General features: G+C 62.8%; 10 protein-coding genes and 1 pseudogene. 3 read left to right on the top strand and 8 right to left on the bottom strand.

The window, feature by feature from the left end; translation table 11 throughout:
• Positions 1-6: 6 nt before the first annotated feature.
• Positions 7-1,614, bottom strand: coding sequence for a murein biosynthesis integral membrane protein MurJ (murJ, locus tag OUZ45_RS01105; protein WP_266168029.1), 1,608 nt, complete (start codon positions 1,612-1,614; stop codon positions 7-9).
• A gap of 268 nt (positions 1,615-1,882) precedes the next feature.
• Between murJ and rpsT the strand changes: the two genes are divergently transcribed.
• Complete coding sequence (gene rpsT / locus OUZ45_RS01110) at positions 1,883-2,146, top strand: 30S ribosomal protein S20 (RefSeq protein WP_266168030.1); 264 nt, start codon at positions 1,883-1,885, stop codon at positions 2,144-2,146.
• 286 nt (positions 2,147-2,432) lie between these two features.
• Here the strand turns inward: rpsT and OUZ45_RS01115 are convergent.
• The 7 genes and pseudogenes from OUZ45_RS01115 to OUZ45_RS01145 form a co-directional block, all read right to left on the bottom strand.
• Positions 2,433-5,825: pseudogene (locus tag OUZ45_RS01115) on the bottom strand (ATP-binding protein); the annotation flags it as partial.
• 232 nt (positions 5,826-6,057) lie between these two features.
• Positions 6,058-6,732: a DUF4194 domain-containing protein gene (locus OUZ45_RS01120; RefSeq protein WP_266168031.1), complete on the bottom strand. Its 675-nt coding sequence runs from the start codon at positions 6,730-6,732 to the stop codon at positions 6,058-6,060.
• Positions 6,719-8,188 (bottom strand): DUF3375 domain-containing protein, encoded by a 1,470-nt coding sequence (locus tag OUZ45_RS01125; protein WP_266168032.1) that lies wholly within the window; start codon positions 8,186-8,188, stop codon positions 6,719-6,721. The genes OUZ45_RS01120 and OUZ45_RS01125 overlap by 14 nt, the downstream gene beginning before the upstream one ends.
• Before the next feature lie 49 nt (positions 8,189-8,237).
• Positions 8,238-9,317 carry an Obg family GTPase CgtA gene (gene cgtA, locus OUZ45_RS01130; protein ID WP_266168033.1) on the bottom strand — a complete coding sequence of 360 codons (1,080 nt, stop codon included), beginning with the start codon at positions 9,315-9,317 and terminating at the stop codon, positions 8,238-8,240.
• A 109-nt stretch (positions 9,318-9,426) separates the two neighbouring features.
• A complete protein-coding gene (gene rpmA, locus OUZ45_RS01135; protein ID WP_019465502.1) occupies positions 9,427-9,684 on the bottom strand; it encodes a 50S ribosomal protein L27 in 258 nt (85 codons plus the stop codon).
• A 20-nt stretch (positions 9,685-9,704) separates the two neighbouring features.
• Positions 9,705-10,019: a 50S ribosomal protein L21 gene (gene rplU / locus OUZ45_RS01140; protein ID WP_266168034.1), complete on the bottom strand. Its 315-nt coding sequence runs from the start codon at positions 10,017-10,019 to the stop codon at positions 9,705-9,707.
• A gap of 117 nt (positions 10,020-10,136) precedes the next feature.
• The gene (locus OUZ45_RS01145; protein WP_266168035.1) at positions 10,137-10,886 is read right to left on the bottom strand and encodes a DUF2059 domain-containing protein; all 750 of its coding nucleotides are present in this window, start codon (positions 10,884-10,886) and stop codon (positions 10,137-10,139) included.
• Between the two features lie 156 nt (positions 10,887-11,042).
• Between OUZ45_RS01145 and uvrA the strand changes: the two genes are divergently transcribed.
• Positions 11,043-13,934, top strand: a complete 2,892-nt coding sequence (uvrA, locus tag OUZ45_RS01150; protein ID WP_266168036.1) for an excinuclease ABC subunit UvrA — start codon at positions 11,043-11,045, stop codon at positions 13,932-13,934.
• A complete protein-coding gene (locus OUZ45_RS01155; RefSeq protein WP_425601653.1) occupies positions 13,931-14,425 on the top strand; it encodes an acyl-CoA thioesterase in 495 nt (164 codons plus the stop codon). Before uvrA ends, OUZ45_RS01155 begins: the two co-directional genes overlap by 4 nt.
• The last annotated feature ends 32 nt before the right edge of the window (positions 14,426-14,457 follow it).

Consider the following 14,457-nt stretch of genomic DNA (forward strand, 5'->3'; position numbering starts at 1 on the left):
CGCGGGTCATACGCCGCGCAGTTCGCGCAGGCGGAAACCGGTAGCGAACAGGGTCGCCAGATAGGCTGCCCCACCTGCTGCCACCAGCACGGCTAAATGCCAGCCACGGGTCCACTTGGAAACCTCGGTCCAGTCCGGCCACAGCCACAACCCCAGCAACAGCACCGCGATCATCACCGCGCAAGACAACCCGAGTCGCAGCAGATGGCGCGCCCAACCCGGCTGACGCTGATACACGCCCGCCTTTTTCAGCCAATGCCAGAGCAACGCTAGATTGATATAGCTGGCCAATGCACTGGCAATGCCCAGAGCCATATGCAGCCCCGGCACTTTGGCGAGCCCGGCCAGCCACGACCCCTGCTTCAGCTCGGCGGGCGCCCACAGCTCGAACAACAGCACCAGAAAAATCAGGTTCAACACCATGTTCGATACCAGCGACGCCACGCCCGCGCGCACCGGCGTCCGCGTGTCTTGCCGTGCATAGAACGCGGGCAACACCACTTTCACCAGCGCAAAAGCCGGCAGGCCGAAGCTCAGAGCGGAGATCGACAAGGTGGCCATGTGCGTATCGAACGGCGTGAAATGACCGTGCTGGAACAACGTCGCCACCAACGGCTCAGCCAACAGCATCAGGCCGAACATGGCCGGCACCGCGATCAGCAGCGTCGTGCGCAGACCCCAATCCAGCGCCTTGGAGAAGCCCACACTGTCCGTCGCCACGTGGTGCCGCGATAGCGAAGGCAAGATCACCGTACCCAGCGCCACGCCGAATACGCCTAGCGGCAGTTCCAGGAAGCGATCTGCCTGCGACAACCAGCTCTGCGAACCGGTGAACAGCAACGAGGCAATCACCGTATCCAGCAACAGGTTGATCTGCGCCACCGACGAACCGAACAAGGTCGGCACCATCAACGTCATGATCCGGCGCACATCCGGATGGCTCCAGCCCCAGCGCGGCAACGTCAGCAAGTCGAGCCGGCTCAACGCAGGCAGCTGGAACAGCAACTGCAGAATGCCCGCCGCCATGATCGCCCAGCCCATCGCCATGATCGGCGTGTGCATGCGCGGCGCCAGCCACAAGGCACCCGCGATCATGCACAGGTTGAGGATGACCGGGGTCAGCGCCGGCAGGCCGAACCGATGAAAGCTATTGAGCGCACCGCCGGATAAGGCAGTCAGCGAAACAAACAACAGAAACGGAAAGGTCAGCCGCAGCAGCCCCACGGTCAGCTCGAACTTATCCGGCATCTCGATCGCGCCCGGCGAGAACAGCGTGGTGACCTGCGGCGCAAAAATCACGCCCAACGCAGTAACCAGCAGCAACACCCCGCCCAGCGTGCCCGACACGCGCGACATCAAATCCTTCAGTTCCGCGTGGCTGCGCTTTTCCTTGACCTCGGTGAACACGGGCACGAAGGCGGTGGAAAACGAACCTTCGGCAAACAGCCTGCGCATGAAATTGGGGATGCGGAATGCCACCCAGAACGCATCGGTGGCCGCATTGGCGCCGAAGGCTGCGTTGATCGACATATCCCGGACCAAACCGAGGACGCGCGAAATCATGGTCATGCTGCTGAACGAGAGCAGCCCTCGGAACATGCTGGGGGACTTCATGCGCGCGCCGAAACCTTCTTCTATGGCCGGATAGGACGGTGGAGGCCAAACGGCCCGTTCCACAAAGCGCGTAGTTTGACAGCCGCCAAAGGCAACATGACAGCGCTGTCATGGCACAATGGCGCACTTTCGGTGGAAGCCAACAGCTCGTACCAACCCCCAGGGTCGGCCCAGCATGGCTCCAAACGCGGCTAAGCTGTTGACGCAACGGCGCATTGGCTGCATAATCACCGCCTTTTTCCAACCCCAGCGATTTCGGAGTTCTACCTTGGCCAACATCAAGTCCGCGAAGAAGCGCGCGCGCCAGTCTGAGCAGCGCCGCCTGCGCAACGTCAGTGCCCGCTCCATGGTGCGCACCGCCCTCAAGAAGGTCGTCAAGGCCATTGAGGCCAAGGACAAGGCTGCCGCTGTCGAAGCTTTTGCCACCGCTCAGCCGGTGATGGATCGCTACGCCGCGCGCGGCCTGATCCACAAGAACAAGGCCGCTCGCCACAAGAGCCGCCTCAACGCGAAGATCCGCGAGCTGGCGTAAGCCAGCTTCTTTACGCGATTCGGGTTGGCGAAAAGGCCGGCGAAAGCCGGCCTTTTTGTTTGCTTCCGACCCTCGTGAATCCCATGTAGGAGCCCACCCTGTGGGCGAAAGGCACCGATAGACGCCCTCTTAGTCGGCTGAAGCCAAACGCGTCCACGGGCACCTTTCACTCGAACCATCCATGGCCCTCGCCCGTGGAGCGGCTATCGCCGTGCAACCCGGCAGTCCTGCCGGCTTGTCGCGTACAGGGTGCGCTCCTACAGATTCAGATGTTCGTTCCCTGCTCCCGTGCCCGCTCCGGCAGGGCCAGTCGCTTCTCGGCATCGTCATACTCGATCAGCAATACACCCGAGTCGTGGCGACCGTTGATGTCCACGAAGCAGGCGCCACCGATGAATGGCTCCAGCGTCATGACTGATTTCAGCGGCGTGGCCACCACCATCTGGAAGCCAAAATTATCGAAGATGTTCATGGCTAGCGCGGTGAACTCGTTGTCGGCCTTGTCAAAGGCCTCGTCGAGCACCACGGCGGCGTAGCGCGGGAGATGCCCATCTTCACCGCCCAGCTGGTAACGCAGGGCTGCAGCGAGACAGGTCGTCGCCAGTTTCTGTCGCTGACCGCCGGATTTGCCGGCACCGCTGCGATAGACCTCCACTTGCCGGCGCGTATCGACCTCAACCTCCACGCCGACAAACTCCACGTGCAGGCGAACATCCAGCACCTGCTCGCGCCAGCGCCGATGTTCCGGATCCTGCGCGCCCAGTCGCTCCACCAGCTGCCGCAACACGGCGAACTGCGTCTCGGCGCGCTCGCGGTCGTCGGTTTGATGCTGCATCAGCACGTCACGCAGCTGCCCCTGGAAATCACGCACTTCCTGCAAGCCACGATCGGTCACTTCGATCTGTAAGAGCGTGCCCCGGTTGAACGGCACGCGCTCCAGGCTTTCATTGACCTCTTCCATGCGCTGACCAATGGACTTGCGTGCCTCGGTCATATGTTTCTGCAGAACCAGCAGATCCTGCTTGCTCTGGCTCTGTAGCAGCTCAAAGAACCGTGCTTCGTGCTTAGGAAGCCCATCCAGCTCGAGTCGACGCAAACGCGCCAGAAAAGCTTCTGCGGAATCCAGGCGCGGCGTGAAGTCACCACTGTCCTGCGGCCATCGCCGACAGAAGCTGCGGAAGCACTCCTCGATCGCCTGCACCAGACCACTGTCCTCTGCCGCCTGTCCGTTCAGAACGTCGTGCAGGGAACGTTCGAGCGTACGGAACTGACTGTCGATGTTTTCCAGCGACAGCGCTGGCTGCGCAGGAAGCCGCGAATGCAGCCCCTCAGCCTGCACAGGCGTGAGTGAAGCCGCACCGGCCCGCGCTGCGCAAGCGTCGCGCTGTGCACCGATGCCGCGCCGCTCGCGCTCCACGGCGATACGCTCAGCAGCGACATCCTCATAAGCCTTGGCCGCATGCAAGCGCTGGGAGCGCTCCATATCCAGCTGACGGGCCAACTCCTGCAGATTGGCGTCGCCCTCGCTCAGCTGCCGGAGCTGCGCTTCGATGTCACCTAGGCGCTGCAGCTTGGGTGCCACGTCAATCTCTTCCCATTCGACGCCCATCAGCGTCGCCGCCGCCACCCGGCGGTCACCGTCGCGCTCGCGCTGCGTCTTCAGCGCCGTCAGTGCGTCACCACTACGGGCGATGGCCTGGGCCAGCTCACCGCCCTCTTTCTCGAACAGCCCCAGCTTGTCGCGGCTATCGAAGCCAAGGATCCAATGACGGCGATCGTCCACGGCGCGACGGTCGTCCTTCTCGTATCGATCGCCGGGGTGCTTGACCTGACCTTCCCGCGTGATCGCCCGGTCGGCCTGGCGCAGAGCCGCTGCCGTATCCACGCAGGCGTAATCGAAGCGCCGTGCCAGCTCTGCCTGGAGCCATTCGCCGTGAGCGTGATCGCGAACGTCCAGACGATGCACCAGCGACCTCGACTCCGGCTTTCGCTTGCCGAAAGCTTCCACGCGATTGACGCGGTAATACACCAGCTTGCCGCCCAGATGGGTCTTGTTGACCCAGGCCGCCACTTCACCGTACTGGTGCTCGTCCACCAGCAGGGAGAGCGCGAAGCCGTGCAGCACACGCTCGATGGCGCCCCGCCATGCCACATGCTCGTCCTTCACTTGCAACAGCTCGCCCACGAAAGGCACAGCGTTTTCGGACCAGCCCAGCTCCTGGCACAAGCGGGCACGCATGGCTTGAACCGGTGCCGGAATATTCGACGGATGACGCTTGAGCGCATCGATCTCCGCGCGCACGGCAGCAAAACGCTGTGCAGCTTGGCCGCTGTCGCGTTTGACCGTGTCCATCTTCTCTTCAAGCGCCGTCGTCTGCTCGCGCGCGCCATCGATCAGTTCGCGAGCCTGCCCCACTAACTCGGCGAAACCGCGCGCATTCGAAGACAACGACCAACCGAGTTCGTTGCAGGCCGATTCGAGCTTGCCTCGACGTCGCAGGCGTTCGTCGCGCTCACGCACTATCTGTTCGCGCTCGCGCTCCAACTGATCGACGGCATCGCCACCCTGTTCACGCCGCTGCCGCTCCAAGTCGACCAATCGTTGATCGTGGTTCTCTAATAACTGCTTACGTTGCGTCGCCTCGCCCTCGAGAGCCTGCGTCTGTACCTGTAACTCGGCCATACGGCCGTCGAGCAGCATGAGCCGTCGCTGCTCCCGGAATAGGTCCACGCCCTGTTGCTGCTCGCGCAATGCGCTGATTTCACGGCGCAGCTTCTGCAAGTCATCGTACGCATGGCGCGCCGGAGCCAGGACACCGACCTGCTCGCGCGCAACGACCACCGCCTTATGGGCCGCATCCAGCTCGCTGAAGTCAGTCACCAGACGATCGGCCGCGGTAAACGTCTCGGGCTCGTCCAGCATGAAGCTGCGTAGGAAATGGTTGAGGTCGCCAAGATTCTTGGCGGACTGCGTCTTGTGCAGCAGCTTCAGCGCCATCTCATTCTGGATACCCAACAGGCGGCGGAAACGCTCGGCATAACCGGCGAATGCATCAAAGTGATGCACTTCATCGCCCAGGCGTGCCCGGAGCCGGCGCAGATCGAGATCGAAACCCTCCAGGTCGCGGGCTACGTCGAAGGGACGCTCGGTGACCATGTAGTGCCTGCGCACATCCGCCGCGGCCGAGCCGTTGCCGCTGATCCAGAACAACCGGATCAAGGAAACCGTCGCGCCAAGCGCATTGCGGTATTCCAGTGCCAGCGCGGACCAGGTCGTGCCCTTGCGCAGGTATTGCGTGGCGATCTCGCCGGAATCGCTGTCGTGCTGGTCCGCCCACGCGCCGCGCACGTAGGAAGCCAGATTGCGGTCGCGGCCGCTGCGATCGGCCTCGCGCGCCGCCGCATTGAAGTCCACCTGGCTCGGCGGAACCAACAGCGCGGACATGGCATCGAGCAGGGTGGATTTACCCGAACCCGAACGTCCCACGAACAGGAAGCCTCGCTCGGCAATAGGAATATCGACAAGACCGGTAAACGTGCCCCAATTAAACACCTGGAGGCGACGCATGCGGAACTGCTCGTCCCGCGGACCGGGCAGATCGGACAGAAACAGCGAAGGGGCGACGGGGCGCGCCGTTTTGGCGACCTTGCTCGGCCTAGCTGGCTGGGGCGCTTCCACAACGGCGGCCACATGCACCGGCTTCGCTGCATCTTCTGCCCGTGCCGCCTTGGCGGAAGTCGTCACCTTGGTGGACTTTGGCGCCTTCGCAGAGGCGGGCTTTTTACTTGTCTTTGCAAGCTTTGCGGATTTGGACGCCGATGACTTTGCAGCCTTGCCAGCATCCAATGAATCTACGGGCTTTGTCTTTTTGTCACGCGCGCCTTTCGCCACCTTCTTTGCGGCCTTGCTCTTAACGTTCATCCAAAACCTCCTCGACCACTGCTTCCGCGCCGCGCAGCTCGCGATACACCTGTGTCAGCGCATGGACGTCTTCAGCGGAGAACAACAGCTTCAACGTAGGCGACACCTCGAGGCGATCTTCGCTGCCGCGCAAGCGCTCAAGCACGTGGTTGTCTTTCATCTTGCCGATGGCAGCCGACACTCGCTTGGCAAAACCCGCGCGATCGGTAGATAGGTTTTTCTCGTAGACCGAAAGCGCATCCACCAAAGCCCCCTCTTCCACGACGGCACGAAGCCCCTGCGCCTCGGCCTCGACAAGCTGCTGACGCAGATGAAGCAGGAGCACCGTGTCGATGAATGTCATTGGCGAGGAACGCAACAGCACTGGCGTATCCAGCTCGCCGGTATCGGACTGGCGCACGAAGGCCACGCCGGCCTCGCGGTCGATCACCAGCTCAAGAAACAGTTCGCACAGCTGCGATCGGAGCGTTGTTTCATAGCGAAGCAACACCGGCCACAGCGCTCCATGGCGCCCGGCATCCACGCTTGGCCCCGCGAGCAATTGGCAAAGAGCGCGGCGCGCATCCAGAGGCAGTACTCCGGTATCCCCTTCGAACAGCGCGCCCGTAGCGGTCGCAGCGGTTTCGTAGGGCGTGCCCGGCATCTCGTCTTCAAGCAAGTTCATGGCGTTTCTCTTTAAGGAACCACACGAGGGGAATGCGCGCATGGCGCCACTGGCCGTCACCACCTTGCCAGGTGACCTCTTCCAGCTCGCCTTCGGCCACTACGCCGTGACGAGTTGCCAGAGACAGGAAGCCGATGATGCTGCCCAGGCCCTGTTCGGCAGGACGCTGGTTGAGCACCTGGCTGATGGACAGTTGCTCGTGATCTTCAAGCAGTTCGTGCACATCGCGACGCAGGCCGCGGAAGTTGATCTCGGATTGCGCGACGAGTTCGCCCACGCTGTCCAGAGAAATAGCCGCACCACTGCTGCGATCGATACGCCCATCTACGCGGGTGTGGCGAGGATCGTGCAGTCGCCATTGCGAGAGAGAGCGCAATCGGCTGCTGGTAAGCGGCAGGACAAAGGGCGTGCGCTGATGGGCGCTCACTTCATCGCGCAGCTGCAGGGCTTCGGCTTGCGCCTGCTTGAGCAACTGATTTAGGCGGCGCTGCTCAAGATAGCCACGGCTTTGCACAAAACCACGCAGGCTGCGCGCGAAATGCTGCATCACATCGTGCACCTGGCTGCCCCGCTCCAGCATCACGCCGGTAAAGCCGCGCAGCATTTGTCGCTCATCACGTTGCAAGCGCCGGGCAAAGCCGCGCGATAGCACGGTTTCCATCGCAGCATCCAATTGAGTGCTTTGCTCGACGTTATTGAGGAGCTTCCAGAACGCATGGAAGCTGCGGCCTGCTTCGCTGTCGCCAATGACGTCTACGCCTTCGAACAAACGGTCGAGCAATTCACCGCGATGTCCTTCGTCGTCGATGATGCGCTCACGGAATTCGCGATTGAGGCGTTCGAAGTCGTCGCGCACGCGACGGAAGTCTTCGGCAAGATCATCAGCCAGCTGGATGATTTCGCGCGTACGCTCCAGTGCGCGCTGACCTCCCATCGCATCCACCTTGCCGGCCTTGACGCGCGCAATCTCCGCATCCAGGCGATCACGTTCGGCTTGGAGCGCTTCGAGACGAGCCGCAGGATCGGATTCGGTTTGCTCAGCCAGTTGCACCAGTTGCTGGATGACCAGCGACAGACGGCTTTCCGTAGCGGCATGACGCGGCGCATTCAATCCCGCGATGAATCGGACAGCCTGGGCGGCCTGAGCGGACAGCTCGTACTCTTCCTCGCTTGCGCCCTCGGGAAGACGGCGCTCGAGATAGCCTTGCGACAACCAGTGCGCCACATAGGCGGGTGCGGTACGCGGCAGCTCCCGAGGTAAGTCGGATGCGTTGATCGCATCGAGATGATGCTGCAGCCGCTCATGCAGGACGGAGGCAGAGAGTCGCCGTTCGCCGTCCTGCAGCAGTGCTTGCAGCAGACCTATCAGTTCAGGGGCGTGATCGGCGGCCAGTAGCCGCCACAGGGCTTGATCGCGCAGCCGGCGATAGCCGGCAATGCGGGCTTGCAACTTCATGCGAGAGTGTTGCTCCAGCAGGTACCGGGGAAAGGTGGTCGACGCGATGTCAGTCGCGCGGTATTTCCCCACGCAGGCGCACATCGCCCGGCAACATGTCGGTGCGACCTTCGTGTGCCACGTGCTGCGATTCGAAGAAGCGCTGCACGTGCTGGCACACCGTCAAGGTGTTGTCGCGCGCAATCGCCGAAACCAGGAACCAGGGCTGAGTCCAGCCAAGGCGCTTGACGATCTCCTCGGCCACACCCTGGCGCTCGTCCTCCGGCAGCACGTCGGACTTGTTCAGCACCAGCCAGCGCGGGCGTTCCAGCAATTCCGGATCGAATTTCAGCAATTCCTGCTCGATGGCGTGCACTTGCCCGACCACGTCCGAGTCGTCGATCGGCGCGATGTCCACCAGATGCAGCAACAAGCGCGTACGTGAGACGTGACGCAGGAACTGGATGCCCAGGCCGTGGCCTTCGGCCGCACCCTCGATCAGGCCCGGGATGTCGGCGATCACAAAGCTCTGGTCGGTGCCCAGGCTGACCACGCCCAGATTCGGGTGCAGCGTGGTGAACGGATAGTCGGCCACACGAGGCGTGGCGGCGGATACAGCACGAATGAAGGTGGACTTGCCCGCATTGGGGAACCCGAGCAGACCGACGTCAGCCAGCAGCTTCAGTTCCAGCTTCAGCTCGCGCACTTCACCAGGCGTGCCTGGCGTCGATTTGCGCGGCGCGCGATTCACCGAACTCTTGAAATGGATATTGCCCAGACCACCCTTGCCGCCCTGCGCCACCAGCAGGCGCTGACCGTGCACGGTGAGGTCGCCGATGATCTCGTCGGTGTCGACATTGGTGATCACGGTGCCGATCGGCACGCGGACTTCGGTGTCCTCGCCACCCTTGCCGTACATGTCGCTGCCCATGCCGTTCTGGCCACGCTGCGCCTTGAAGGCTCGCTGGTGACGGAAATCGATCAGCGTGTTGAGGCCCTCGTCGGCCACCAGCCACACGGAGCCACCGCTGCCGCCGTCGCCGCCGTCGGGGCCGCCGAAGGGAATGAATTTTTCGCGACGGAAGCTGATGCATCCGTTGCCGCCGTCACCGGCAAGAACCTTGATGATGGCTTCGTCGACAAATTTCATGATGGGTCCGGCGAACTGCTATGAGGGATTGGATCAGGATAGCCGACGGCTTCCCGACAAACGAAAAGCCCCGCCGAAGCGGGGCCTTCGCTGCCGCATCGCGAAGGGATTAACCCTTGACGACGCTGACGAACTTGCGATTGTTCTCGCCGCGGGTCTTGAATTCGACGGTGCCGTCGACCAGCGCGAACAGGGTGTGGTCACGACCCAGACCCACGCCGGTACCGGCATGGAACTTGGTGCCACGCTGACGCACGATGATGTTGCCGGCCTCGATGGCCTGGCCGCCGTACACCTTCACGCCGAGGTACTTCGGGTTCGAGTCGCGACCGTTGCGGGACGAACCTACGCCTTTTTTATGTGCCATGACTATTTACTCCGGCTGTCTCAGGCGTTGATGCCCGTGATCTCGACTTCGGTGAAGTGCTGACGATGTCCCTGCTGCTTCTTGTGGTGCTTGCGGCGGCGGAACTTGATGATGCGGACCTTATCGGCGCGGCCGTGCTTACGCACAGTGGCGCTGACGGTGGCACCGGCCACGGTCGGGGCACCGACGGTGATCGACTCACCAGCGCCGACCAGCAGCACTTCGTCGAACTTTACGGCGGCGCCCTCTTCGGCGTTCAGCAGTTCCACGCGCAGGACGTCGCCCTGCTGCACTCGGTACTGCTTGCCACCGGTCTTGATGACTGCATAACTCATGGGATGATCCCTTCTGTCGTTATTCTCTTGGGTTTCGCTACAACCCTTTCAGGAGCAGCGAACTGGGGATTATAGCGAGCCGACGGAGCACTGGTCAATTCCTGACCACTCTATCTCTTATGACGACGTCGTCGCAGGTTTAGCGGGCGTCGCGGTGGTATCGGCGGCCTTGGGTTTAACCGGGGTCTTGGCTGTGGTCTTCGAGCCGCTCTTGGCTTTGGCGGCTGTTTTGGCCTTGGGCTTGGCTTTCGATTTGGCCTTGGTTCCGGTCGCCGCCTTTTTGGTTACTGGCTTGGCCGCCGCCTCATCCTGGGCTTCATCCTCGTCGTCGGAGCCCGCCGCAGCGCCGCTCGCCATGCCGGTAGCCGCCGCCCCGGCAGCAACAGCACCCGCCTTGCCGATGGCCGGGCAGCGCCCATTGGCGTCAAGGCTACCCGCCTGCTTCAGCTCGGCGATCATCTGATCGCTGCGCTCATGACTCCATTGCAGGCCGGCCTGGTTGGCCTCGCCCATGGTCGCGGGCATTTCTGCAATCACTTTTTGACCCAGCGAGGAGCGGTAGAACTTCAGCATCCCCTCGATCTCATCGGACGTGAAATGGCGCTGGTAGACGGGCACCAGACGGCCGATGAATTGCTGGGTGCGATTGGCGTCCATGTAGTTCTGCCAATAGCTGGCCGGCACGCAAGGCATCGACTGCTGCATGACACCCACCGCCTGGGTGTTCATTTGGCTGAGCATCTTGCCCACCCCCACCACTTCCATCAGCTGGCGCACCTGCTCTTCGCTGGGCTGGCTCGCGGCGGCCACGGGCCCCACACAGACCACCAGCGCCAGGGCGGCGCCCCATCTCGTCCACTTACGCATTCGTTGTGTCTCACGGCATCGGCCGCGAACGGCCAAAAGGCGTATTAAGCCACAGACGGTCGTTAAGACCCTGAAGCCGGAATTTTCCGTAGGGCCCGGCAATAACTGACCTGATTAGTTTGGTATAGTGCAGTTTTTCCCTCATCCCCGGGCGTCATGGACACCATCCGCATACGCGGCGCACGCACGCACAACCTCAAGAACATCGACCTGGACCTGCCCCGCGACCGGCTGATCGTGATCACCGGCCTGTCCGGCTCCGGCAAATCCTCGCTGGCCTTCGACACTATCTATGCCGAGGGCCAGCGCCGCTATGTGGAATCGCTGTCGGCCTACGCGCGGCAGTTCCTCTCCATGATGGAGAAGCCGGACGTCGACCACATCGAGGGTCTGTCCCCGGCGATTTCGATCGAGCAGAAGTCCACCTCACACAACCCGCGCTCCACCGTGGGCACTATTACCGAGGTCTACGACTACCTGCGCCTGCTCTTCGCCCGTGTCGGTACGCCGCGATGCCCGGACCACGGCATTCCTTTGGAAGCCCAGACGGTCAGCCAGATGGTGGATGCCACGCTGGCCATGGACCCGGAAAAGCGTTTCATGCTGCTGGCTCCGGTGATCCGCGAGCGTAAGGGCGAGCATGTACAGATCTTCGAGCAGCTGCGCGCCCAAGGCTTCGTGCGCGCTCGTGTGGACGGCACCGTCTACGACCTGGATGCCGCGCCGCCACTGACACTGCGCCAGAAGCACACCATCGAAGCGGTGATCGATCGCTTCCGTCCACGCGACGACATCAAACAGCGCCTGGCCGAATCGTTCGAGACCGCACTGCGCCTGGGCGACGGCCTGGTCATCGTGGTCGATATGGATGACCCGAAAGCACCCGAGCAGTTGCTTTCTTCGCGCTACTCCTGCCCGGTCTGCGATTACTCGTTGCCGGAACTCGAACCGCGCCTGTTCTCCTTCAACTCGCCGGTGGGCGCGTGCCCGACCTGCGACGGCCTGGGTGTGACCCAAGTATTCGACGCCTCGCGCGTGGTGGGGCATCCGGAACTGCCGTTATCCGGTGGCGCAGTACGCGGCTGGGATCGCCGCAATGCGCATTACTTCCAGTTGATCCTGTCGCTGGCGGCGCATTACGGCTTCGACGTCGACGCGCCCTGGCAGAAACTGCCCGGCAACGTGCAAAAGGCCGTGCTGTACGGCAGCGGCAATGAAAAGATCCAGTTCCGATATCTCACTGAGCGCGGCGGCAAGGTCACGCGCGAGCACAGCTTCGAAGGCATCCTTCCGAATCTGGAGCGCCGCTACAAGGAAACCGAATCGCCCGCTGTACGCGAGGAACTGGCGAAGTACATCAGCGATCAGCCCTGCCCGGACTGCCACGGCCAGCGCCTGAACCGCTCGGCGCGCAACGTGTTCGTCGCCGACCACGCCCTGCCCTCGCTCACCTCGCGCTCGATCGACGATGCGCTGGCCTTCTTCGAAGCGCTGACGCTCAGCGGCTGGCGCGGCGAGATCGCGGTGAAGATCGTCAAAGAAATCCGCGAGCGCCTGAGCTTCCTCAGCGACGTGGGCCTCAACTACCTCACGCTCGACCGCCAAGCCGATTCGCTCTCCGGCGGTGAAGCGCAGCGCATTCGCCTGGCCTCGCAGATCGGCGCCGGCCTGGTCGGCGTGATGTACGTGCTGGACGAACCTTCCATTGGTTTGCATCAGCGCGACAACGAACGCTTGCTCGGCACGCTCACCCGCCTGCGCGATCTCGGCAACACGGTGATCGTGGTGGAGCATGACGAAGATGCGATCCGCCTCGCCGATCATGTATTGGATATCGGCCCCGGTGCCGGCGTGCACGGCGGCGAGATCGTGGCGCAGGGCACGCTCAAGGACATTCTCGCTTCCAAGCGTTCGGTGACCGGCCAGTTCCTCTCCGGCGCGCGTGCTATCGAAGTGCCGACGGAGCGTCGCGAGCAGCAGGACAAAGAGTCGTGGCTGCATCTTCGCGGTGCCAGCGGCAACAACCTGAAGAACGTCGACCTGGCGATTCCGGCCGGCCTGTTCACCTGCGTCACCGGCGTGTCCGGCTCGGGCAAGTCGACGCTGATCAACGACACCCTGTTCCGCCTCGCCGCTGCCGAGCTCAACGGTGCCAGCGAGCAACCGGCGCCGCATAAATCGGTGGAAGGTCTGGAGCTGTTCGACAAGGTCGTCGACATCGATCAGTCGCCGATCGGCCGCACGCCGCGGTCGAATCCAGCCACCTATACCGGCCTGTTCACGCCGCTGCGCGAACTGTTCGCGCAAGTACCGGAGTCGCGTTCGCGCGGCTACACCGCCGGCCGTTTCAGCTTCAATGTCCGCGGCGGTCGCTGCGAAGCCTGCGAAGGCGACGGCATGATCAAGGTGGAGATGCATTTCCTGCCAGACGTGTACGTGCCTTGCGACGTCTGCCACGGCAAGCGCTACAACCGCGAAACGTTGGAGATCACTTACAAGGGCCACACCATCGCCGACGTGCTCAACATGACGGTGGAGGATGCAAACAAGCTGTTCGAGAACGTACCGACCATTGCGCGCAAGCTCGAAACCCTGCGAGCCGTGGGCCTGGACTACATCAAGCTCGGCCAGAGCGCGACCACGCTCTCGGGCGGCGAAGCCCAGCGTGTGAAGCTCTCCAAGGAGCTGTCCAAGCGCGACACCGGCCGCACCCTGTACATCCTCGACGAGCCCACCACCGGCCTGCATTTCCACGACATCGAGCAGTTGCTCGACGTGCTGCATCAGCTGGTGGACCAGGGCAACACCGTGGTGGTGATCGAGCACAACCTGGACGTGATCAAGACCGCCGACTGGATCGTCGACCTTGGCCCCGAAGGCGGCGCTGGTGGCGGCCGCATTCTGGTCACCGGCACGCCGGAAACCGTCGCGACCACACCCGGCTCGCACACGGGCCATTTCCTCGCATCGCATCTCAAGATCGCGCCGGCCAAGGCCGCCAAGAACAACGGCCGGGAAAAGCCCGCCGCACGGAAAAAGACGGCATGAGTTCCAGCACCGCCGACAAGCCCGCACCAACCCGCCGTCGCAAGGCCGCTGCCGCACCAGCGACACCGGCCGCTGCGCCGGCCACGGAAGCACATCCGCTATTCGTCGCTTCCATGGACGTGCGCTGGCGTGACCTGGATGCGTTCAATCACGTCAACAATTCCAACTTCCTCACCTATCTGGAAGAAGCGCGCCTGCAGTGGCTCAGACACGTGCCGGGCCCATGGTTCGACGAACAATCGATGCCGGTACTCGCTGCCAGTGAGATCAACTACCGCTTGCCGATCGAGTGGCCCGCGCAGCTGCATATCGAACTCAGCTGCGAACGACTGGGCAACAGCTCCATGACCATCGGCCATCGCATCGTCGATGCGGAACATGCCGATCGTCTGTACAGCGACGGTCGCGTAGTGGTGGTGTGGATGAACCCAAACACGGGTACGCCGGTACCATTGCCGCAAGCCATCCGCGACGCCGCCGAAACCGTTTGACCCCAAGCGCCACCCATACCGGTGGCGGCGCA

It is taken from the genome of Dyella subtropica (assembly GCF_026283965.1).
Classification (GTDB): Bacteria; Pseudomonadota; Gammaproteobacteria; order Xanthomonadales; family Rhodanobacteraceae; genus Dyella_D; species Dyella_D subtropica.

Excerpts from the sequence above, each read along its gene's own strand:
- OUZ45_RS01145 (WP_266168035.1), bottom strand. The coding sequence starts at position 10,886 with ATGCGTAAGTGGACGAGATGGGGCGCCGCCCTGGCGCTGGTGGTCTGT.
- rpmA (WP_019465502.1), bottom strand. The coding sequence starts at position 9,684 with ATGGCACATAAAAAAGGCGTAGGTTCGTCCCGCAACGGTCGCGACTCG.
- OUZ45_RS01125 (WP_266168032.1), bottom strand. The coding sequence starts at position 8,188 with ATGAAGTTGCAAGCCCGCATTGCCGGCTATCGCCGGCTGCGCGATCAA.
- murJ (WP_266168029.1), bottom strand. The coding sequence starts at position 1,614 with ATGAAGTCCCCCAGCATGTTCCGAGGGCTGCTCTCGTTCAGCAGCATG.
- cgtA (WP_266168033.1), bottom strand. The coding sequence starts at position 9,317 with ATGAAATTTGTCGACGAAGCCATCATCAAGGTTCTTGCCGGTGACGGC.
- OUZ45_RS01155 (WP_425601653.1), top strand. The coding sequence starts at position 13,931 with ATGAGTTCCAGCACCGCCGACAAGCCCGCACCAACCCGCCGTCGCAAG.
- OUZ45_RS01120 (WP_266168031.1), bottom strand. The coding sequence starts at position 6,732 with ATGAACTTGCTTGAAGACGAGATGCCGGGCACGCCCTACGAAACCGCT.
- uvrA (WP_266168036.1), top strand. The coding sequence starts at position 11,043 with ATGGACACCATCCGCATACGCGGCGCACGCACGCACAACCTCAAGAAC.
- rplU (WP_266168034.1), bottom strand. The coding sequence starts at position 10,019 with ATGAGTTATGCAGTCATCAAGACCGGTGGCAAGCAGTACCGAGTGCAG.